Genomic DNA, 19,472 nt, shown 5'->3' with positions numbered 1-19,472 from the left:
GGGCTTGCCCGCGAAGCAGGCAGCGCGGTGGTTGGCACCGGCCTTGCCGGTGTTCGCGGGCAAGCCCGCTCCCACGGGAATTGCGTCAACTTCTAGTGGGCTGGAATCAGCCTTTGGCGACCATCGCGGTCACTTGCACACGCATTTGCGGGTAGGCCGAGTCTCTGTGGGAGCGGGCTTGCCCCGCGAAGCAGGCAGCGCGGTGGCTGGCACCGGCGTTGCCGGTGTTCGCGGGCAAGCCCGCTCCCACGGGGATTGCGTCAACTTCTAGGGGGTTGGAATCAGCCTTTGGCGGCCATCGCGGTCACTTCCACGCGCATCTGCGGGTAGGCCAGCGCCGCCACGCCCACGGCGGCACGCACCGGCCACGGCTTGCTGAAGAAACGCTGGTACACCTCGTTGAAAGCGGCGCGGTCGGCCATGTCGGTGAGGTAGATGGTCAGGTGCATGACCCGGTCCATGCCGCTGCCGGCCTTTTCCAGGGCATCTTTGAGTGCCTGCAGGGTGCTTTCGCTCTGCTGCACGATATCGGCCTCGATATCGGCGGGAATCTGCGTGGTGACGAGAATGCCGTTGAACTCGGCGACGTCGGAGGAAATCGACTCGGCGTCGGAGTCGGGGGTGAAGACGAGGTTTGCCATGGAATGTTTGCCTTGCAACGGAAGGAAAGCCGCAAGCCTACGCGAGCCCGGCGCAGCGGTCGAGCCAGCGCCACCGTTTGGCCCGCGCACGTTGTAATAGCGCGCCCCGGCGGTCAGAATCGCGCCGATTGTGAAGAAGGGGTTTGAGTTGAACGAACAGACATTGTCGATGCGCCTGGAGCGTGTGGCGGCCCATGTGCCGCAGGGCGCGCGCCTGGCCGACATCGGCTCGGACCACGGCTACCTGCCGGTGGCCCTGGCGCTGCGTGGGGTGATCGAGGCGGGCGTGGCCGGTGAAGTGGCGCAGACGCCGTATGCCTCGGCCCTGCGCAACGTGCGCCGCAACGGCCTGGAGCAGCGCATCAGCGTGCGCCTGGCCGACGGCCTGGCAGCGATCCAGGCGCAAGACCGCATCACGGCGGTGAGCCTGTGCGGCATGGGTGGCAAGACCATGTGCGAGATTCTCGAGCGCGGCAAGCAGCACCTGGGCGGCCACCCGCGCCTGATCCTCAACCCCAACGGCGACGAGCGCGAGCTGCGCGGCTGGCTGATGGCCAACGGGTACCGCATCGTGAGTGAAGAGTTGCTGCGCGAGAACCGTTTCGACTACGAGATCATCGTGGCCGAGCCGGCAGCGGGTGAGGCGGCCTACAGCGCCGAAGAGCTGTACTTCGGCCCGCTGCTGATGCGCGAGAAGAGCCCGGCATTCCTCACCAAGTGGCAGCGCATGCTGCGCCAGAAACAACAGACCCTGGCCAACTTCGAGCGTGCGCGTGACGCCGTCCCGCAGGCAAAACGCGACGACTTCGCCCGGCAGATCGGCTGGATCAATCAGGTGCTGGCTTGAGTTACAGCTGCGAGCAGTTGCCCATCTGGCGGTAGTCGACTTCGCGGGTCTGGCCCTGGTGGTCGACATAGACCATGTGCGCGGTGCCAACCTGGCAGTCGGCGGCGTTGCTGGCCGGGGTGATGGAAATGACCTTGGCCACGTCCAGCGGCATGCCGTATTCGTAGGTATCGCTGCTGGCCACCGGCTGGTTGCCAGCCGTGTCGGCCAGGGCGCCGAACGAGGCGAGCAGGGTAGTCAGGGCAAGCACGGCAATCGAGCGGGGGGTGTTCATGGGGGCTCCTTTTTCGATGTTTTACTCATGATGTATTCATTGGTGATCCTCAATAAATGGGCTAACTCGTGATAGATTCCTGCCCGGAACGCACGAATAAGAAATGCACAAGGAGCCAAGCCCATGGACATGCTGCACGCCATGCGAACCTTTGCCCGGGTAGTGGAGTGCGGCAGTTTCGCCGCGGCCGCCAATGCCCTGGATATATCCGCCGCGCAGGTATCACGCATCGTTGCGGAGCTGGAGAACCAGCTGCAGACCCGCCTGCTGCACCGCACCACCCGGCGCCTGCGCATGAGCGAGGCGGGGGAGCGGTTTCTCGAGCGCTCGCGGCAGATCATGCTGCTGACCGAAGAAGCGATGGACGAGGCCCGCGGTGCCCACCTCACCCCGCGCGGGCGCCTGCGCCTGCATTGCCCGCATGGCCTGGGCATGCTGCTGATGCCGCTGGTGGCCGGCTACAACGCGGTGTGCCCGGACGTGGTGATCGAGCTGACCCTGTCGCAGCGCAACCCCGACCCCTTGGCCGAGGGCCACGACGTGGTCATCACCGTGGACGAAGCCTTGCCGGATTCGCAGCTGATCGCCGTGCCGCTGGGTACCATCTTCAGCATCCCCTGCGCGGCGCCCAGCTACCTGCAAGCCCACGGCGTGCCTGAGCGCCCCGAAGACCTGCACGAACACCGCTGCCTGCGCATGGCGTACCCGATGTACGAGGGCGACTGGGTGTTCCCCCAGGGCGTGGACCACTGCGTGATCGCCCCGCGAGACAGCTTCTTGACCAACGTCGCCGATGCCATGCTCAAGGCCAGCGAACTGGGCATGGGTATCGGCCTGCTGCCGTTCTACACCGCCAGCCAGGCCATCGAGCAAGGCCGCCTGCGGCGCCTGCTGGCGCCGTATCGGCTGAGGGAAAGTGCGCTGTATGCGATCTACCCGTCGCGCCATTACCTGGACGCCAAGGTGCGCACCTGGATCGACTACATGAAGGAGCAACTGCCGGAGCTGTTTGCCGGGCACGAACGCATTGTCGATGACGCGCAGTACTGGCGCTGACGCCTGGCACCCCCTCGGGCGAGGTGCCAAGGGGGTGTCGGCGGTCAGCGGCTGTCCTGGTCTTCGGCGGTGCCGCCGGTGTGGCCGGCGCCGCTGCCGGTAGCCTCGCCAGTGCTGTTGGAGCCGCCTGCGGCACCATCGGCGGCATCGGAATTGCTGCCGCTGTCGCTGCTGTCATTGGCTTTGCCGCTGCCAGGGCTGTTGACGCTGCTGTCGTCGCCGGCGGTCTTGCCGCCTTGCTGGTCGGCTTTGGGGTAGGCGTCGGTGTTGGTGTCGGAGGGGGTGGATGCAGCGAAGCTGCTGGCGCTGCCAAGGCCCAGGGCCAGGGCGAGGCAAAGGGTGAGCGGGCGAATGCGGATCATGGCGTAGCTCCTGTGCGGATGATCTGTCATTCGTTTGGCTGGCGGGGGATGGCAGGGTGCCCGTGGTGCGACGGGCGGTCATGCTGGGGTGTCTGTGAGGGCCCTATCGCCGGCAAGCCGGCTCCCACAGGTACCGTGGTTTTCCTGTGGGAGCCGGCTTGCCGGCGATAGGCTGTGCAACAGCCCGGCTCAATGAGCGGGCGTGTCCACCGGCTCCAGTGGCGGATGCTCCTGCGCCGCATGCATCAGGTCCTCGGTTACCCGCAGCTCCGCCCCGGTCGGCGAGAAGGTGGTCGAGGCGGTGAACGGCGCCGGGTGTTCGGCCGCCGGGCGCTTGCCGCGGCGCCACAAGAAGAAGCACACCATGCCTAGGTTGACCACTGCAAAGGCCCAGAACAGCCCTGGCTCGCCAAACTCGGTCATCACCGGCGAAATCGCCAGCGGCGCCATCGCCGAACCCAGCGAGTTGATCAACAGCAGGCCCTGGATCATCGGCACCAGCGCATCCGACGGCGCCCGGTCGGCCGCATGGCTGACCGCCACCGGGTACAAGGCGAACACCCCGCCGCCGAGCAAGAACAGCATCGCCGGCAGCAGCGCCGAGTGCGAAGGCAGGAACACCGTGACCAGCGACAGCACCACGCACAGCGCGGCCAGGGCGATCAGCACATCCTGGCGGTCCTTGCGGTCGGACCAGCGGCCCACCGGGTACTGCAGCAGCATCGCGCCGAGGATCACCCAGGCCATCATGCTGCCCACTTCACCCACGTCCAGGCCGATGCGCTGCAGGTACAGCGGCAGCAGGGCATAGATGCCGGCGATCGCCACCCCCGAGCCGAAGCAGCCGACCAGCCCCGACGGCGCCACGCCGAGCAGTTGGCGCGGCTTGAGCGGCTCCACCTGCTCCAGCAGCGGCGATACCCGCGGCAGGATCACGATCGGCAGCACCGACAACGCGGCCAGCATGCCGGCCAGCATGAACGGCGCGCTGTCGTTGAGGTTGGCGATCACGCCAAGGCCGGCCTGGGCGATCACCCCGGCACCGTAGAAGGCGATCATGTACAGCGCCAGCAGGCGCCCGCGGATCTTCGCGTCGCCCGCCAGCAGCAGCCAGCTCTCGATCACCAGGAACACGCCCACCGCCGCCCAGCCATTGATCAGGCGCAGGATCGACCACCAGGTGGTGTCGTAGAACAGCCCCTGCAGCAGGATGGTGGCGGCGATCAGCGCGGCGAAGCTGGTGTAGGCGCGGATGTGGCCGATGCGCAGGATCAGTCGGTCGTTGAACACCGCGCCCAGGGTCAGGCCGATGAAGTAGCTCGACGACACGATGCCGATGGTGGTCGCCGATTCGCCGGCAGCGCCCAGGCGCAGGGTGGTCAACGAAGACATGAAGCCGTTGCCCAGGGCAATGATGAACAGCCCGAGCAGGGGTGCCAGCGCCATGGCCAGCAAACGCGGAGACATAAAAACCTCAAAAAGGGGAGTTGCGCAGTGGCCGGCGGCGCGGCACAGGGGAAAAGGAGGCGCGATTCTAAGGCCAGGCAAGCTTTTCCCCAAGGGGCAAGGCCCTGCGGCATAATGACGCTTTTGCGCAACTGACCCAGGGAAGGCAAAGGTTTATGTTCGCTTCGCTGTTCGCGGTGCTGGCACCGGTGTTCATCGTCGCCGGTATCGGCTATGGATGGGCCCGCACGGCGCAGGATTACCCCACCCAGTTCATCGCCCGCATGGTCATGACCGTCGGCACCCCGGCCCTGGTGCTGGCGACCCTGAACCGTACCCAGCTCGACCCCGCCGCCTTCACCAGCATGGCCCTGGCCTGCCTGCTGTGCACCTTGGGCATGGCCGTGGCGGGGTTGCTGGTTTGCCGGCTCAGCCGCCAGGACTGGCGGGTGCTGCTGCCCGGCTTCATGTTCCCCAACACCGGCAACATGGGCTTGCCGATCAGCCTGTACGCCTTTGGCGAGCACGGGCTGGCGCTGGCCATGGCGTTTTTCCTCGGCCTGTCGATCGTGCAGTTCACCGTCGGCATGGCCATTGCCGGCACGGCGTCCTCGTTCAAGGCACTGCTACGCAATCCCATCGTCATCAGCCTGGCCCTGGCCTTGCCGATGATCTTCTTCGACATCCACTTGCCCCGCTGGCTGGCCAACACGGCAGACCTGCTCGGCGGCATGTGCATCCCCTTGATGCTGCTGACCCTGGGCGTGTCGCTGGCCAGCATTCGCCCGCAACACATCGCCAGCGGCCTGTTGCTGGGCGGCGTGCGGATCGTGCTGGGGGCAGGGGTGGGCTGGGCGGTGGGCGTGGCCCTGGACCTGGAACAGCTGCAGCGGGCGGTGCTGATGGTGCAGTCGGCGATGCCGGTGGCGGTGTTCAACTACCTGATGGCGGTGAGGGCCAACCGTGCGCCGGAGCAGGTGGCGAACCTGGTGATGTGTTCGACGCTGCTGTCGTTTGCCTGGTTGCCGCTGGTGCTGGCCTGGTGGATGTGACCCCGTACCGGCCCCCACAAGGCCTGTGGGAGCCGGCTTGCCGGCGATGGGGCCAGTGAAGGCCTAGCTCATTTGGCGAACAAGCGCTCGTGCACCCACCCCTGGTTGGTCAGCACCATCACCCGCTTTTCCCTGGCCGGCGTGTCGTTGGTGGCAACGGCCTTGCCCAGGTCGCGAATATTGGCCTTGACCTCTTCATTGCCCGCCCAGTCCGGCAGCCCGGTGATCTTGTAGGCATAGGTCACGTCGGAAATGGTCCGGCCCATCATCTCGCCCGGCTCGCTGAACTGCTCGATCGCCGTCACCTGGGCCTTGCCGAAGCACAGCCCGCCGCGGGTGCTGCCGTTGAGCATCTTCTGCGCGTCGGCCTTGTAGAGCTTGCGGCCTTCGTCGGTGAGGTCATAGGCGTAGTAGATGTCGGTGCGCGCCGGTTGCCACAGGCGTTCGGGGATTTCCACGCGGGAGATTTCCCGTTCGCTGACGATGCCGACCTTGGCCAGGGCATGCAGGGCCTTGTTGGTGCCGGTGACGTCGAAATCCTGGGTCTTGGTGGGGAAGTTGCTGACCACGAAGCAGTGGGGGTACTGGGTATCGAGGTAGGCCTGGGCGGCTTTGTGGAAATTGGCCTCGCTGGCGTCCTTGGTGTCCGAGCAGCCGGCCAGGGTGGCCAGCAGTGCCAGCGGTACGATCTTCCTGTGCATGATCAAGCGTCCTTGGATTGCGCGGTGGGCGGCATTAGAACCCACGGGCTAGAGCGGCGCAATCGTGGCAGGACGGCATCTCGACCGGGTTCACAAAAGATCTGCCCGGGCCTCATCGCCGGCAAGCCGGCTCCCACAGCCTGTCGGAACCGGCTTGCCGGCGATAAGGCCGGAACAGGCCATCAGAAATCTACACTGGCCGACACCCGCAACACCCGCGGTGTGCCCTGGGTCAGGTAATTGTTCGAGGTCGACGCCGAAGCCCAGTACGCCTTGTTGGCCACGTTCTCGACATTGGCGCGCAGGGTCACCTGCTTGTCATCCACCTTGAAGCTGTACCGCCCGCCCAGGTCGACCCGCGTCCAGGCCGGGATGCTCAGGCTGTTGTCGGTATTGACGTACTGCCCACCGGTACGCAGCACCCGGGCACTGAGCGCAGCCCCCGCGATACCCGGCACATCCCAGTCCGCCCCGAGGTTGTACTGGAAGCGCGGCACGCCCGGTGCGCGGTTGCCGTCGTTGCGGCCATTGGCGGTGTTGTCCAGCTCGGTGTGCATGAACACCGCGCCCGTGAGCAGGCGCAGGCCATCGATCGGCTCGCCGAACACATTCAGCTCGACGCCCTTGTTCACCTGCTCGCCATCCATGCTGAAGGTGTCCTTGGTTTCACCCGGCGCACGGAAGGTGGTGCTGTTGGGCTGCTCGATGCGGTACACGCCCAAGGTCGCGCCAAAGCTGTTCCAGTCCAGCTTCACCCCAGCCTCCACCTGCTTGCTGCGCCTGGGCGGGAACACTTCGTTGGCGTTGCTCACGCTGGAAGGCGCGGTCGGGCCCTGGGCCAGGCCCTCGATGCGGTTGGCGTAGAACGACACATGCTCCCAGGGCTTGAGCACCAGGCCATACACCGGCGTGGTCACAGATTCGTCGTAGTTGGCATTGCGCACGCCAGTGGCAGTGGCCCAGCCGTCGACGCCGATCGACTGCCGGCGCACGCCCACGGTCAGCAGGACGCGGTCGTCGAGAAAGCCCAGGGTGTCGGACACCGCCACGCTCTTGATGCGGTTCTTGCCGACGATGCGTGGGTCGTGCAGGTCGCTGCCGGAGTAGGTGTTGGTCGGGCGCGGCACCTTCACCGGGTGATACAGGTTGGAGTCGAAACGGTTGGCCGCGGTGATCGCCTGGTAGGCCGAGCGCTGTTCGCCCCACATCCCCGACAGGCCGAAGTTGACCCGGTGGCTGACCGGCCCGGTGGCGAAGCGGCCGTTGAGGCCGGCCATGGCGCTCTTGTTGTCCTCGTCGTGGGGCGGGTAGAGGTAGCCGCCGCGTGCCGTGCCGTTCTCGTCGCTGACGTACAGCGAAGAATACTCGCCGTTCTCGCGGGTGTGCTTGGCGCCGGCGCCGGCGTACAGCGTCCAGTTGTCGTCCAGGTCGTACTCGGCGTTGACCATGCCATAGGTGTCTTCGAGCTGCGACCAGGTCCAGTCCTGGGAATAGTTGTCGCGTGCCGAGGGCGCATGGGGCACCTTGCTGCCGGTGGGGTAGATCACCGCGCGGCCCTGGTTGATGCGCTCCTTCTGGTAGCCAAGGTCGGTGGACAGGCGCAGGCGTTCGCCGCGGTAGTCCAGGGCCACGGCAACCAGGGTGGAATGCTGCGCTTCGTCGTGCACGCCGGTGCCGCCGTCATGCTGGGCCAGGTTGATGCGCGCGCCGAAGCGGTTGTCTTCGCCAAAGCGCCTGCCCAGGTCGAGGTGGCCGCCGATGTTGGCGCCCGTGGCGTAGTCGAAGGTGACGTGGCGGGGCGGGGGATCCTCCGCGCGCTTGGGCACCAGGTTCACCGCACCGCCGATGCCGCTGCCCTGGGGCGCGACGCCATTGAGGAAGGCATTCGGGCCCTTGAACACCTCGACGCGCTCCAGCGCCTCGGTGGTGACGATCTGCCGCGGCAGCACGCCGTACAGGCCGTTGTAGCTGATGTCGTCGGTGTTCAGCGGCAGGCCGCGAATGGTGAACACCTGGGAGAAGTTGCCAAAGCCCGCCGACTGGCGCACGGCCGCATCGTTCAGCAGCACGTCGCCGAGGGTGCGCGCCTGCTGGTCGGCGATGGTCTTGGCGGTGTAGCTGGTGACGCTGAACGGTACGTCGCTGATCGGCTGGTCACCCAGCACGCCCAGGCGGGCGCTGCGGGCGACCTGGCCGCCTTGCCAGGTGTCGCTGCTGGCTGCCAGGTCGCTGTTGATGGTGGTGGCGCCCAGCTCCAGGGCATCGCCCAGTTCCACTGACGGGGCCAGGGTGTAGCCGCCGCTGTCGGTGGCGATCAGGCTGTAGCCGCTGCCGGCGAGCAGGCGGGCGAAGCCGTCCGCCACGCTGTAGCTGCCCTCCAGGCCCGGGCTTTGCGCGCCCTTGAGCAGCGCCGGGTCGAACGACAGCGCCACCCCGGCGCTGGCGGCGAAGCGCGCCAGCACATCGGCCAGCGGGCCGCCGGCGATGTGGTAGCTGCGCGCGCTGGCGGCAGGTTCGGCGGCCAGCAGCAGGGGCGCCGGGGCGAGGGTGCCGAGGGCCATGGCCAGGCTCAGGGCTTTGAGGCGCAAGTGGGGGCGAGGCGTCATGCGAGGGTCCTGTGGGTGCAGAAAACGTGGGTTCTGCACTCATCACCGGACGACGCAGGAAAAGGTATCAGGCAACGGCAATAAATTTCACACCCTGGGCTCGACGGTCACCCAATAGCGGGTCAGGCCGTGGATCGCCACCGGCAGGGTCTCGCCAAGCAGGCGCAGGCTGGCATCGCTGTCGGTCACGGGGAAGGCGCCCGAGACGCGCAAATCGGCCACCGCCGGGTGGCAGCGCAACAGCCCGGGCCGATAGCGGCCAAGCTCCTGCAGCAGGTCGGCCAGGCGCATGCCGCGGGCCAGCAGCATGCCGTGCTGCCAGGCCAGGGCGTCGCTGTCCAGCGCCATGGCCGGTTGCACCCGGGTGGCATCGAAGGCGCTGCGCTGGCCGGCCTGCAGCAGAAGATGGCCGCTGCCGTGCAGGGGCTGCGCATCCACCGCGCCTTCGAGCACGGCCACGCGGGTCAGCGGGCCGTCCAGGCGCACGCTGAAGCGCGTGCCCAAGGCTTGTGCCTGACCGTGCAGGTTACGCACCCGCAGTGGCCGGGCATCCTTGGCAGTGGTGACGAGGATTTCGCCGGCCAGCAGCTCGATGTGCCGCGCCTGGGCGTTGAAGTCGATATTGATGGCACTGTCGGTGTTCAGCAGCACCTGGCTGCCATCGGCCAGGGTCAGCGGGCGTTGCTCACCGACCGCTGTGCGGGCGTCGGCGCGCCATTGCTGCCAGGGCGTTTCGCGCCAGGCCAGCCACGCCGCCGGCGCCCCCAGCAGCAACAGGCCCAGGCGCTGCATGGCCTGGCGTCGGCTGACGCTGCCTTGCTGGCTCAGGCGGCGCAGGGTTTGCCCGGCAACCGGTGTGGGCAGGCGGCGGAAATCGCCAAGCAGCGCCTCGGCGCGCTGCCAGGCCTGGGCATGCTCGGCGCTGCGCTGGCACCACGCCTGGACGGCGCGGTGGTCATCCTCGGTGGCGCTGCCCGACTGCAATTGCACCAGCCAGTCGGCGGCCTCGCCGAGGATGTGCGGGTCGATGCGCGGGTTCATGCATCCAGGCTCAGGCAGGCCAGGAAGGCCGTGCGCATGTCACGTTTGACGGTCATCAGCGATACGCTCAGCTGCTCGGCGATTTCGCCGTAGGTCAGGCCATCGAGCTGCGACAGCAGGAACACCTGGCGCACCCGTGCGGGCATCTCCCGCAGCATGGCGTCGACGCGGTACAGGGTTTCCAGGATCAGCCAGCGGGTTTCCGCTGATGGCACCTCAGGCTCGGGCAGGTGGGCGATGGTCTCAAGGTAGGCGCGCTCGACGTCCTGGCGCCGCCAGCGGTCGACCAGCAGGCCCTTGGCGATGTGGGTGAGCAAGGCCCGCGGCTCGCTACCGAACCCCGCCGTGGCCTGGCGGCCGAGCAGGCGCACGAAGGTGTCGTGGGCAAGGTCCGCGGCATCGCAGGCATTGCCCAGCTTGCGCCCCAGCCAGCCCTGCAGCCAGCTGTGGTGCTCGGTGTACAGCGTCTTGACCTGCAGGTTCAGGGTGGGGTCGGCGGGCGGCATGGGGAATGAGGTTGTAATTAAGAATTGATCGCATTCTAATCACCTGGCCCCATCGCCGGCAAGACGGCGATGGGGCCAATACCACGTCAGCGCATCAACCACCCACCACCATCGAGGTGAACGGCGCCACATACGCCTGCAAGGTCACCAGGCAACCCACCAGAATCGCCAGGATGATCGAGTGGAAGAACACGTAGCGCAGGATTTCCCCCTCATGCCCATACCAACGGGTAGCCGTGGACGCCACCACGATCGACTGCGCATCGACCATCTTGCCCATCACGCCACCGGAGCTGTTGGCCGCCGCCATCAGCACCGGGCTAAGCCCCAGCTGCTCTGCCGTCACCCGCTGCAGCCCGCCGAACAGCACGTTGGAGGCCGTGTCCGACCCCGTCAGCGCCACCCCCAGCCAGCCGAGCAGGGTGCCGAACATCGGGTAGAAGATGCCGGTGGCGGCGAACGCCAGCCCCATGGTCGCGTCCAGCCCCGAGTAGCGCGTGAGAAAGCCCAGCGCCAGCATGGCGACGATGGTGATCAGCGAATAGCGCACCACCCACAGCGTGCGCAGGTACTGGCGCCCCAGTTCCAGCGGCGAATAGCCCATCAGCAGCCCGCCGAGAATCGCCGCCAGCAGGATGCCGCTGCCGGTGGCGGTGAACCAGGTGAACTTGTACTGGGCGTCTTCTTTCTTCGGCGCCGGTACCACTGGCGGCACCTTCTCGATGTGCTGGTGGATGGTGTCGAAGGTGAATACCGGGGCGAACACCGGGTTGGCCTCGCGCAGCGGCTTGCCCTGTGGGTCGAGCATGGCCGCGCCGCTGGCCGGGTCGATGGCTGCGCGGGTGTCGAACAGGTTCTTGAAGCTCGCCGTGCCCCAGGCGAACACGAACACGGTGAGGATGATCCACGGCATCCACGCCTTGAGCACGCTGCGCTGGTCACGCTGGGCGAAGGCGGCGTTGCTGCCGGGGCGGTCGTCGGCCTCGACCTTGGAGTTGTCCACGCGCCCGGTCAGCGCCGCCGAGGTGTGTACCGTGCGCGGCTTCCACACCCGCAGGAAGGCGGTGAGGCAGGCCATGGAAATCAGCGCGGCGATCACGTCCACCAGCATCGGCCCATGGAAGTTGGACACCACGAACTGTGGAATCGCGAAGCTCACCCCGGCCACCAGGATCGCCGGCCAGATCTCCAGCATCTTGCGCCAGCCGGCGAAGGCCCAGATCAGCCAGAACGGCACGATCACCGAGAAGAACGGCAATTGCCGGCCGACCATGGCCGACAGCTCCATTTCATCCAGCCCGGTGACCTTGGCCAAGGTGATGATCGGCGTGCCCAGGGCACCGAAGGCCACCGGCGCGGTGTTGGCGATCAGCGCCAGGCCCGAGGCCGCCAGCGGCGAGAAGCCCAGGCCGATGAGAATCGCCCCGGTCACCGCCACCGGCGTGCCGAAGCCCGCCGCGCCCTCGAAGAAGGCGCCGAAGCAGAAGGCGATCAGCAGCAGCTGCAGGCGGCGGTCATCGGTGATGCGCGCCAGTGAGTCCTGCAGCACCTTGAACGAGCCGTTCTCGGTGGTGAGCCGGTGCAGGAAGATGATGTTGAGCACGATCCAGCCGATCGGCAGCAAGCCGTTGGCCGCCCCGTACAGCGCGGCGGAGCCGGCCATGCTGGCCGGCATGCCGAAGGCGAAGATCGAGATCAGCAATGCCGAACCCAGGGCGAGCAGGGCGGCGATGTGGGCTTTGATATGAAAGAAGGCCAGTGCGGCCAGCATCACCACCACCGGGATGGCGGCCATGAGGGTGGAGAGCCAGGGGCTTGCGAACGGGTCGTAGATTTGCTGCCAGACCATTTGCCACCTCGATTGTTGTTTTGTGAGGTTTCGCGTTTTTGGGCAGGTTGGCATGCAGGGATGCCAGGGGGAGTATAGGAAGGATTTTGTCCGAGGTTGATGTTCCGGTAATACCGGCCCCTTCGCGGGGCAAGCCCGCTCCCACAGGTACCCCGCCCGATGGCCTCACCGAACCTGTGGGAGCGGGCTTGCCCCGCGAAAGGGCCGCTACAAGGCCCTCTCCAGAAACGCGGCCGTGCGGCTGTCACCCCATCGGGCAACTTCCTCAGGAGGCCCGCTCACAACAACTTTGCCCCCTGCATCCCCAGCCCCCGGCCCGATATCGATCACCCAGTCGCTCTGCGCCACCACGCGCATGTCATGCTCGACCACCACCACACTGTGGCCGCTGTCCACCAGCCGGTTGAGCTGCACCAGCAGCCGGTCGATGTCCTGCGGGTGCAGGCCGTTGGTGGGCTCGTCCAGCACATACAGGGTGGCCCCTCGGGCCATGCGCTGCAGCTCGGTGGCCAGCTTGATGCGCTGCGCCTCGCCGCCGGACAGCTCGGTGGCCGGCTGGCCCAGGCGCAGGTAGCCCAGGCCGATGTCCTGCAGCACCTGCAGGCAACGCCGCGCCGGCGGCTGCTCGGCAAACACCTGCAGCGCTTGGTCGACGGTCAGCTGCAGTACTTGGGCGATGGTCATGCCTGCCCAGGTCACGGCCAGGGTCTCGGGGTTGTAGCGGGCGCCATGGCACGTCGGGCAGGGCGCATAGACGCTGGGCATGAACAGCAGCTCGACGCTGACAAAGCCTTCGCCCTCGCAGTTTTCGCAGCGGCCCTTGGCAACGTTGAACGAGAAGCGCCCGGCATCGAAGCCCTTTGCTTTGGCCTGCTCGGTGGCGGCAAACAGCTTGCGCACGTGGTCGAACAGGCCGGTGTAGGTGGCCAGGTTGGAGCGTGGCGTGCGGCCGATCGGTTTCTGGTCGACCTGCACCAGGCGCTTGATGTGCTCAAGGCCCGCGCTCACGTAGCCGCTGCCGAGCTGCTCGGGTTCATCCTCCAGGCTCTGCTCTTCGGCCTCGGCGCGTTGTTCGGCGTGGCCCAGGTGGGCGCCGACCAGCTCCAGCAAGGCCTGGCTGACCAGGCTCGACTTGCCCGACCCGGAAACCCCGGTGACCGCGGTGAAGCAACCCAGTGGAAACTGCGCGCTGAGCTCGCGCAGGTTGTTGCGGCTGATGCCCTCGAGCTGCAGCCAGGCCTGCGCCTGGCGCGCTGGGCGACGGGCGGGCCGGGCCTCGGCGAACAGGTAGGCGGCGGTACGCGAGGCCGCCACCTGGGCAAGGCCCGCAGGCGGGCCGCTGTACAGCACCTGGCCGCCGTGCTCGCCGGCCGCCGGGCCGACGTCGACCAGCCAGTCGGCGCGGCGCATGGTGTCCAGGTCGTGTTCCACCACATACACCGAGTTGCCCGCCTGCTTGAGCCGCTGCAAGGCCTCGAACAGCGCCTCGCTGTCGGCGGGGTGCAGCCCCGCCGAGGGTTCGTCCAGCACATAGATCACGCCAAACAGCTGCGAGTTGAGCTGGGTGGCCAGGCGCAGGCGCTGCAGCTCGCCGGACGACAAGGTCGGCGTGCTGCGCTCCAGGGCCAGGTAGCCCAGGCCAAGGTCGATCAAGGTGTCGATGCGCTCGAGCAGCTCGACACTGATGCGCTGGGCGGCCAGGCGCTTTTCCAGGGTCAGGTTGTCGTCGTGCTGCTCCAGGTAGCCGTGCGCCGAAACCTTGCGAAACACCTCGGCCAAGGCCTGCAGCGGCAGGCGCGAGAGCTCGCCGATGTCACGCCCGGCGAACGTCACCTGCAGCGCCTCGCGCTTGAGGCGTTTGCCCTGGCACAGCGGGCAGGGGCTGGGGCGCATGAACTGGGCGACGCGGTTGCGCATTTGCGCGCTCTGCGAATGCATGAAGGTGTGCAGTACATAGCGCCGCGCACCACTGAAGGTGCCCTGGTAGCTGGGTTCGAGCTTGCGCTTGAGCGCGGCGCGGGTCTGCGCCGGGGTGAGGCCGGCGTACACCGGCACGGTCGGCGTTTCTTCGGTGTAGAGAATCCAGTCGCGTTGTGCCTGGGGCAAATCGCGCCAAGGGACATCCACGTCATAGCCCAGGGTCACCAGGATGTCGCGCAGGTTCTGCCCCTGCCAGGCCATCGGCCAGGCCGCCACGGCCCGCTCGCGGATGGTCAGCGACGGGTCCGGGACCATGCTCGCCTCGGTCACCTCGTAGACCCGGCCCAGGCCATGGCACTCAGGGCAGGCGCCTTGCGGCGTGTTCGCCGAGAAGTCCTCGGCATACAGCATCGGCTGGCCGGGCGGATAGCTGCCGGCGCGCGAATAGAGCATGCGGATCGAGCTGGACAGGGTGGTGACGCTGCCCACCGAAGAGCGCGCGCTGGGTGTGCCGCGCTGCTGTTGCAGGGCCACGGCCGGGGGCAGGCCTTCGATGGCGTCCACGTCCGGCACCCCGACCTGGTCGATCAGGCGCCGGGCATAGGGCGCGACCGACTCGAAATAGCGGCGCTGGGCTTCGGCGTAGAGGGTGGAGAAGGCCAGCGAGGATTTGCCCGAGCCGGAGACGCCGGTGAACACCACCAGGGCATCGCGCGGGATGTCGACGTCGATGTTCTTGAGGTTGTGCTCGCGGGCGCCACGGACGCGGATGAAGCCGGGTGGGGTGGGGTGGCGGGGCGGCATGGGGGCTGTCCTTGGCAGTGGGGAAGCTAAGTTAGCAGTATTTGAATTGGCATGGGCGACGGGGCTTGGTTTGTGCGGGAATAAGGGCGAATGAGCTTTGCATATGTTATGCGGTGCTACTGGGTTTGGCGCCCTCGTGCGCCGTGGCTGTCGGGCCAGGTTGTCAGCTGCTGCGAGTGGCCGACTTTCCCCATAATGGACTTCATGGGGCGGCTCGGTTGCATCCGCAAATTATCGCGCAGTCAGCGAATCGAGTGCGGCGTCCCAAATTGACATGAATTCGGCTTCTGTCAAGGCGTTGGGTTCCTCCGGGTTCGAGAATCCTGTTCCAGCAGCGGGCTTCTGGTTGGAAGTAAAGCTGTAGTCCAAGTCCAGCCGAAGTTCAGGTTGGTCCTTGATGTTTGGAATACCCGGGAAATACCAGATAGCATTGATTTCGGTCAAATAGCCGCCCGCTGTTTTTTGTGTATTCGCCTCAATGACTTCTTCACCAAGGACGCCATTGACAGTGCGCTTCGTATTTCGATATGCCCGGTGTTCTGCTTTCGATCTCAATTGCCAGACAGCCTGGTCACGGGGCGATGGTTCACTGCCGGCTCTTTCCGCCAACGCGGGTTTGGCTTCTCCGGCATACTGTTTAGAGGTGAATTTTGCTCGAAGCTTGGGGTGCTCGGTGAATGTGAAGTGAACATAAACACCCTCGTCACCGGGCGAGTGGGGCAAGCAGCCATCAACGAAACAAACGCCTGGGTGGCGAGTGTCGCTGTTGCGGTCAAGGTGTTGAAGTATTGATTTGATTTGCTCGTCTTTATTGAGTGTGCTGTCATTCCCCAATTCGAACTTCAGGTTGTTGGCCCATTGATAGGCCACCGTCGAGTAGACAACCTTGTTGACAGGTGATCCATCGAGATCTTCACCCGTAATCCGTGTGTAGTCATATTTGTAGAGGCGGGCACCGTCGGGCAGCGTTTCTTGTATTGCGGGGTTTTCAGCATTGGCCGAATTGCGGCTTTCGATAGCCAGCCAGGCTTTCTGAGCCTCGCGCATTGCCTGGGCTTTGATGTAACCCGGTGTAATGGTCAAGGGAAGACCGTCCAAATCCAGTGAAGCACCGCTCATTACCGCATCGTAAGGCAGATCAAGCGTGTAACGTCCGACCAGGACCGTCTTGGAGATATTTTCAGGGCTTGCCATTATTGGCAATGCTGCAGAAGCGAATGAGGAGGTCAATGCGACGGCGAGCAGGCCGCAGTTAATGGGCAGGCAAATGCTGCGCTTAGCTAAATTGAGGAGCTCCAGCACTGGTCTCTGGCGTTTTGGCAAGTTAGAGGATTCCTTCATGGTTGCTTACGCAGTGGTTCTGTAGCCATCGTCGCAGTGGGCCATTTGATTTTTTAATTAGTTTAAAGCTTCCGAGCAGTCGCTGCGGTATTCGAGCAGGCTGAACCCGGGCGCGAACACCAGCTGCCAGTCGTGCAGGCCGCACAGAGCAGCGCCAGGGTGACAGGGCGGCAATTGAACACTGTTCAACGCTCACGTTAATTCTTCACGCCTATGCTCAGCTAAGTGATTGCACGTTGCCGTTAATTTGCAATCACCCAGCGTGAGCTCATCGCTTTACTCTGGCAGAGGCTTAAAGCTACCTATCAGGCGATCCCAAAATGCCAATGCTTCCTGGTCAGATTTGAAATTACTTCCCACCTCATGTGTGCCAAGCTCGATAGCAATGTAAGGGCGGGTATTGGACTCTATTGTTCCTTCGTACTCAAATTGGAAAGCGTAATAAGTCTTTCCTTCAAGCGTTGTGCTGACCGCAACTTCCTCCCCGCTTATGCCACCCGTACTGCGCTTTCCTTTGCGCAGTGTATGCATTCTGCCTGAGTTGGCCAGTTCGCTTAACGAGCTGTCGTACTGCCTGTCGTCAAAGCGCTCCAGGAGCGTTTGTTCTTTTGTCAGAATGCCCTTTGTGAGCAAGCTGATGTAGGTGCCTGGATGTCCAGCGACTTGGGCGCCCATATAAATTGATTCAAAGAATTTGTCGTCAGGCAATGTGGTGTAGCCCGCTTCAATAGCGAAAGCACCGGGTGGAGGCGCGTTATCGGGGTGGCGGAAATATATAGCGTTGCTAAGCATTCGCATCTTTTCAATGCCGCCAGGTATGCTTTTTTCAGATAGCGTCTTTGCCATCAGGTGGTACAGTGTATTCTTCTGAGTCAGCAAGAAGACATTGAACGTGTAAAAGTCACCTAGCCGTGACAGCAATAAAATACTGTCGTTATCGAGCTGTACTGTTTTTTCGTAACGGCTGCTGGTGCCTCGAGCAATACCTTTTTTCAAATCGTCGACTTGCTTGGCTACAAGTTTCGGCAGATCATTTCGCCCATTTTTACTGATGAGCTCCAGTTTTTCATTGAGCAGTTTATAGTCGGCGGCGATTTCAGAACCTTTGGGTAGAGAAATTTCAAAGCGGCCAAAATAGTTTGCGCTCCAGGTGCTGTCGTTCATTGTGTTGCCTTCAGTAATGTTTGCCGTGGCGACGGAGGTATTGAGTAACCATAGTGTAAAAAATGTTAGTAAATTTCTGGCGGTGTTATGCATGCCTGGTATTCCATTTTCTTGCTGCGCTTAGCCGATTTTTGCCGACAGACGAATAAGGCTGTAAAGCGTTGCATATTGGGTGCGCCCCGCCTTGTCCGTATAAGCATCTTGGTGCCCATAACCGGCGGAGTCATTGAACTTTCCTGTTTTGCAGTAATGGTTGAGCATGCCGCTATTTTGACCATGTGCAAAGGCCCCCTTTACCCCGGGTTTTCCACGCGGAGATGAAGAGGAGAATGCCGGGACCGTGCCGTCGCCTGGGTAGTACCCTGGTCCAATTTGCAGCGTGTATAGCCCGTTGAGTACTACTTGAGCATCAAGGTTGTCATCGCTGAGTTTGGCGTTCTTGGCATCCAGGCCTTTCAGGTTTTTTGCGCTCCATTCAATTGTTCCCCACGTGTATAATTTTGGGGATTTTGACTCGGCGGCATAGTGCACGAACGTCTCCGGGTGGTATTTTTTTTCAATGTCGCTATGAAAAGTTTTTACCCCATCAATCACTTCGCAAAATCGAGACCGGAGAGAAGGAGGTTCATCGCCGACTCCACTCCATTTGGACGTGCTCGCTTCCCGTTCTGTAATGATTCCGGCGGGGTCAAACAACGTGTTGTTGTTCTCGGGGACTAATCCCCACCATTTGTCCGATTTGTAGATTTCTTCGTAAGGGCAGTTTTCGGGCAGTCTCAGGATACGGTCCATGGAAGTTGTATCTTTGGCAAACAACCACGGTTGGCCGTCGTTATAGTCGTGCGAAGGTAATAATTCCAAAGGGCCCGATGCGAAAGCCATCACTGCCACGGCATCGGCAGCATCTCTTCCCAAGATTTTCTTTTCCGCCAGTGCCTCGAAACCCGCACGGACCCTTTTGTAACTGGCAGGTGCTCCTGTGGCTGGCATCGCGCCATGGACAACCCCGTAAAGCTTGCTGAAACCATGGCATGCAACAATTGCTCTGGCCACCAACCCACCCATGGAGTGGGTCACGATGATTACATTATCTGCTTTGCCTCGGTAATGGGGAAGAACAGTGTTATTGATGTAGTCGATGATGTCTTTAGCAGAGTCACGGTTCGATTGAAGCCAGTTGTAACCGGCCGCCCAGACTTCATACTGCGTATCAGCCGCAATCTTCAGCCCACTGGCGTCACCCATCGCGGCGAGGCTGGGGTTGTTCTCCCAATCGCCCCATTCGCCAGGCTCCTGATCGACACGGTCCTTCCATTCGCCCTGTAGCTCGCCGTTGCGCATAATGTCGTTCATCTGTCGCTGCATTTCACCCATGATCGGATGATAAGCGGAGCGCATGATAGAGCCCCACTTTCGCGTGCGCATCTCGTCTTTGGAAAGGCCACTGCCGGCGTCATCCAGTTCGCCGCCGTCATACACACCCACTGCGCCGGGGGTCGAGTCAAGTTCCGCTTGCCGTTGTTTTGCGGACTTGAACCAACTGCCAAACAACAGCCCAAGTGTTTTGACTACCGGGAAGACACCGTCAACGTTTGGGGCGACCCAGACACGTTTCTTGGTCTTCAAATTCATCAAATTGGTGCCCATGATCCCGGGAATAAAAATGACCGGTACCACTTTGCCTGCCTTCCACGCCAGTGACTTCTCTACCGAGTCATTGGACGAAGAAAGTGTTGTGTGCGCCGCCAGCACGCCCTCTTCATCGTACGCTTGGGGCAAGTGCAACGTTGCGTCCTTAGGCGATGACGTTTTAGTTCCCATGACAAGGCCCCTCATTTCCGAATTTGGATAGGTGCTTTTGC

At 63.8% G+C, this 19,472-nt stretch carries 16 protein-coding genes; 3 read left to right on the top strand and 13 right to left on the bottom strand.

Going from position 1 to position 19,472, the window contains the following annotated elements:
- Nucleotides 1-281: 281 nt before the first annotated feature.
- Nucleotides 282-641, bottom strand: a complete 360-nt coding sequence (locus B3E94_RS19665) for a RidA family protein (protein WP_176510959.1) — start codon at nt 639-641, stop codon at nt 282-284.
- Nucleotides 642-789: 148 nt separating this feature from the next.
- Between B3E94_RS19665 and B3E94_RS19660 the strand changes: the two genes are divergently transcribed.
- Nucleotides 790-1,488: a tRNA (adenine(22)-N(1))-methyltransferase gene (locus tag B3E94_RS19660; RefSeq protein ID WP_286914810.1), complete on the top strand. Its 699-nt coding sequence runs from the start codon at nt 790-792 to the stop codon at nt 1,486-1,488.
- Nucleotide 1,489: 1 nt separating this feature from the next.
- Here the strand turns inward: B3E94_RS19660 and B3E94_RS19655 are convergent, their stop codons facing one another.
- Entirely contained in the window at nt 1,490-1,762 is a 273-nt protein-coding gene (locus B3E94_RS19655) for a DUF2790 domain-containing protein (protein WP_286914809.1), read from the bottom strand.
- Between the two features lie 123 nt (nt 1,763-1,885).
- Between B3E94_RS19655 and B3E94_RS19650 the strand changes: the two genes are divergently transcribed.
- A complete protein-coding gene (locus B3E94_RS19650; protein WP_286914808.1) occupies nt 1,886-2,818 on the top strand; it encodes a LysR family transcriptional regulator in 933 nt (310 codons plus the stop codon).
- A gap of 44 nt (nt 2,819-2,862) precedes the next feature.
- On the opposite strand, the gene B3E94_RS19645 is transcribed toward B3E94_RS19650, so the two are convergent.
- Both B3E94_RS19645 and B3E94_RS19640 read right to left on the bottom strand, forming a co-directional pair.
- Nucleotides 2,863-3,180: a hypothetical protein gene (locus tag B3E94_RS19645; protein ID WP_176510955.1), complete on the bottom strand. Its 318-nt coding sequence runs from the start codon at nt 3,178-3,180 to the stop codon at nt 2,863-2,865.
- A gap of 189 nt (nt 3,181-3,369) precedes the next feature.
- Nucleotides 3,370-4,647 carry an MFS transporter gene (locus B3E94_RS19640; RefSeq protein WP_176514135.1) on the bottom strand — a complete coding sequence of 426 codons (1,278 nt, stop codon included), beginning with the start codon at nt 4,645-4,647 and terminating at the stop codon, nt 3,370-3,372.
- 155 nt (nt 4,648-4,802) lie between these two features.
- Here B3E94_RS19640 and B3E94_RS19635 point away from each other — a divergent pair, with 155 nt between their 5' ends.
- Entirely contained in the window at nt 4,803-5,678 is an 876-nt protein-coding gene (locus B3E94_RS19635) for an AEC family transporter (RefSeq protein ID WP_176514133.1), read from the top strand.
- Nucleotides 5,679-5,746: 68 nt separating this feature from the next.
- Here the strand turns inward: B3E94_RS19635 and B3E94_RS19630 are convergent, their stop codons facing one another.
- The 9 genes from B3E94_RS19630 to B3E94_RS19590 form a co-directional block, all read right to left on the bottom strand.
- Nucleotides 5,747-6,379 (bottom strand): hypothetical protein, encoded by a 633-nt coding sequence (locus tag B3E94_RS19630; RefSeq protein ID WP_236236330.1) that lies wholly within the window; start codon nt 6,377-6,379, stop codon nt 5,747-5,749.
- Nucleotides 6,380-6,561: 182 nt separating this feature from the next.
- Nucleotides 6,562-8,985, bottom strand: coding sequence for a TonB-dependent receptor (locus tag B3E94_RS19625; protein ID WP_286914806.1), 2,424 nt, complete (start codon nt 8,983-8,985; stop codon nt 6,562-6,564).
- 87 nt (nt 8,986-9,072) lie between these two features.
- Nucleotides 9,073-10,026, bottom strand: a complete 954-nt coding sequence (locus tag B3E94_RS19620) for a FecR domain-containing protein (protein ID WP_286914805.1) — start codon at nt 10,024-10,026, stop codon at nt 9,073-9,075.
- Complete coding sequence (locus B3E94_RS19615; protein WP_286914804.1) at nt 10,023-10,532, bottom strand: sigma-70 family RNA polymerase sigma factor; 510 nt, start codon at nt 10,530-10,532, stop codon at nt 10,023-10,025. Before B3E94_RS19615 ends, B3E94_RS19620 begins: the two co-directional genes overlap by 4 nt.
- Before the next feature lie 94 nt (nt 10,533-10,626).
- A complete protein-coding gene (locus B3E94_RS19610) occupies nt 10,627-12,381 on the bottom strand; it encodes an L-lactate permease (RefSeq protein WP_286914803.1) in 1,755 nt (584 codons plus the stop codon).
- A gap of 207 nt (nt 12,382-12,588) precedes the next feature.
- On the bottom strand, nt 12,589-15,105 hold the full coding sequence (gene uvrA / locus B3E94_RS19605; RefSeq protein ID WP_286914801.1) for an excinuclease ABC subunit UvrA: 2,517 nt from the start codon (nt 15,103-15,105) through the stop codon (nt 12,589-12,591).
- A gap of 231 nt (nt 15,106-15,336) precedes the next feature.
- On the bottom strand, nt 15,337-16,428 hold the full coding sequence (locus B3E94_RS19600) for a T6SS immunity protein Tli4 family protein (RefSeq protein WP_286914799.1): 1,092 nt from the start codon (nt 16,426-16,428) through the stop codon (nt 15,337-15,339).
- A 294-nt stretch (nt 16,429-16,722) separates the two neighbouring features.
- A complete protein-coding gene (locus B3E94_RS19595; protein ID WP_286914798.1) occupies nt 16,723-17,703 on the bottom strand; it encodes a T6SS immunity protein Tli4 family protein in 981 nt (326 codons plus the stop codon).
- A 27-nt stretch (nt 17,704-17,730) separates the two neighbouring features.
- Nucleotides 17,731-19,395: an esterase/lipase family protein gene (locus B3E94_RS19590; RefSeq protein ID WP_286914797.1), complete on the bottom strand. Its 1,665-nt coding sequence runs from the start codon at nt 19,393-19,395 to the stop codon at nt 17,731-17,733.
- Between the last annotated feature and the right edge of the window lie 77 nt (nt 19,396-19,472).

Source organism: Pseudomonas sp. UBA6315 (genome assembly GCF_002438125.1).
In the GTDB taxonomy this organism is placed as follows: domain Bacteria; phylum Pseudomonadota; class Gammaproteobacteria; order Pseudomonadales; family Pseudomonadaceae; genus Aquipseudomonas; species Aquipseudomonas faucium.
The sequence above is the reverse complement of the archived record's forward strand: the minus strand, read 5'-3'. Positions and strand labels throughout refer to the sequence as shown.

Coding starts and splice junctions, on each gene's coding strand:
- B3E94_RS19610 (WP_286914803.1), bottom strand. CDS start 12,381: ATGGTCTGGCAGCAAATCTACGACCCGTTCGCAAGCCCCTGGCTCTCC.
- uvrA (WP_286914801.1), bottom strand. CDS start 15,105: ATGCCGCCCCGCCACCCCACCCCACCCGGCTTCATCCGCGTCCGTGGC.
- B3E94_RS19665 (WP_176510959.1), bottom strand. CDS start 641: ATGGCAAACCTCGTCTTCACCCCCGACTCCGACGCCGAGTCGATTTCC.
- B3E94_RS19595 (WP_286914798.1), bottom strand. CDS start 17,703: ATGCATAACACCGCCAGAAATTTACTAACATTTTTTACACTATGGTTA.
- B3E94_RS19615 (WP_286914804.1), bottom strand. CDS start 10,532: ATGCCGCCCGCCGACCCCACCCTGAACCTGCAGGTCAAGACGCTGTAC.
- B3E94_RS19640 (WP_176514135.1), bottom strand. CDS start 4,647: ATGTCTCCGCGTTTGCTGGCCATGGCGCTGGCACCCCTGCTCGGGCTG.
- B3E94_RS19620 (WP_286914805.1), bottom strand. CDS start 10,026: ATGAACCCGCGCATCGACCCGCACATCCTCGGCGAGGCCGCCGACTGG.
- B3E94_RS19625 (WP_286914806.1), bottom strand. CDS start 8,985: ATGACGCCTCGCCCCCACTTGCGCCTCAAAGCCCTGAGCCTGGCCATG.
- B3E94_RS19655 (WP_286914809.1), bottom strand. CDS start 1,762: ATGAACACCCCCCGCTCGATTGCCGTGCTTGCCCTGACTACCCTGCTC.
- B3E94_RS19635 (WP_176514133.1), top strand. CDS start 4,803: ATGTTCGCTTCGCTGTTCGCGGTGCTGGCACCGGTGTTCATCGTCGCC.
- B3E94_RS19645 (WP_176510955.1), bottom strand. CDS start 3,180: ATGATCCGCATTCGCCCGCTCACCCTTTGCCTCGCCCTGGCCCTGGGC.
- B3E94_RS19630 (WP_236236330.1), bottom strand. CDS start 6,379: ATGCACAGGAAGATCGTACCGCTGGCACTGCTGGCCACCCTGGCCGGC.
- B3E94_RS19650 (WP_286914808.1), top strand. CDS start 1,886: ATGGACATGCTGCACGCCATGCGAACCTTTGCCCGGGTAGTGGAGTGC.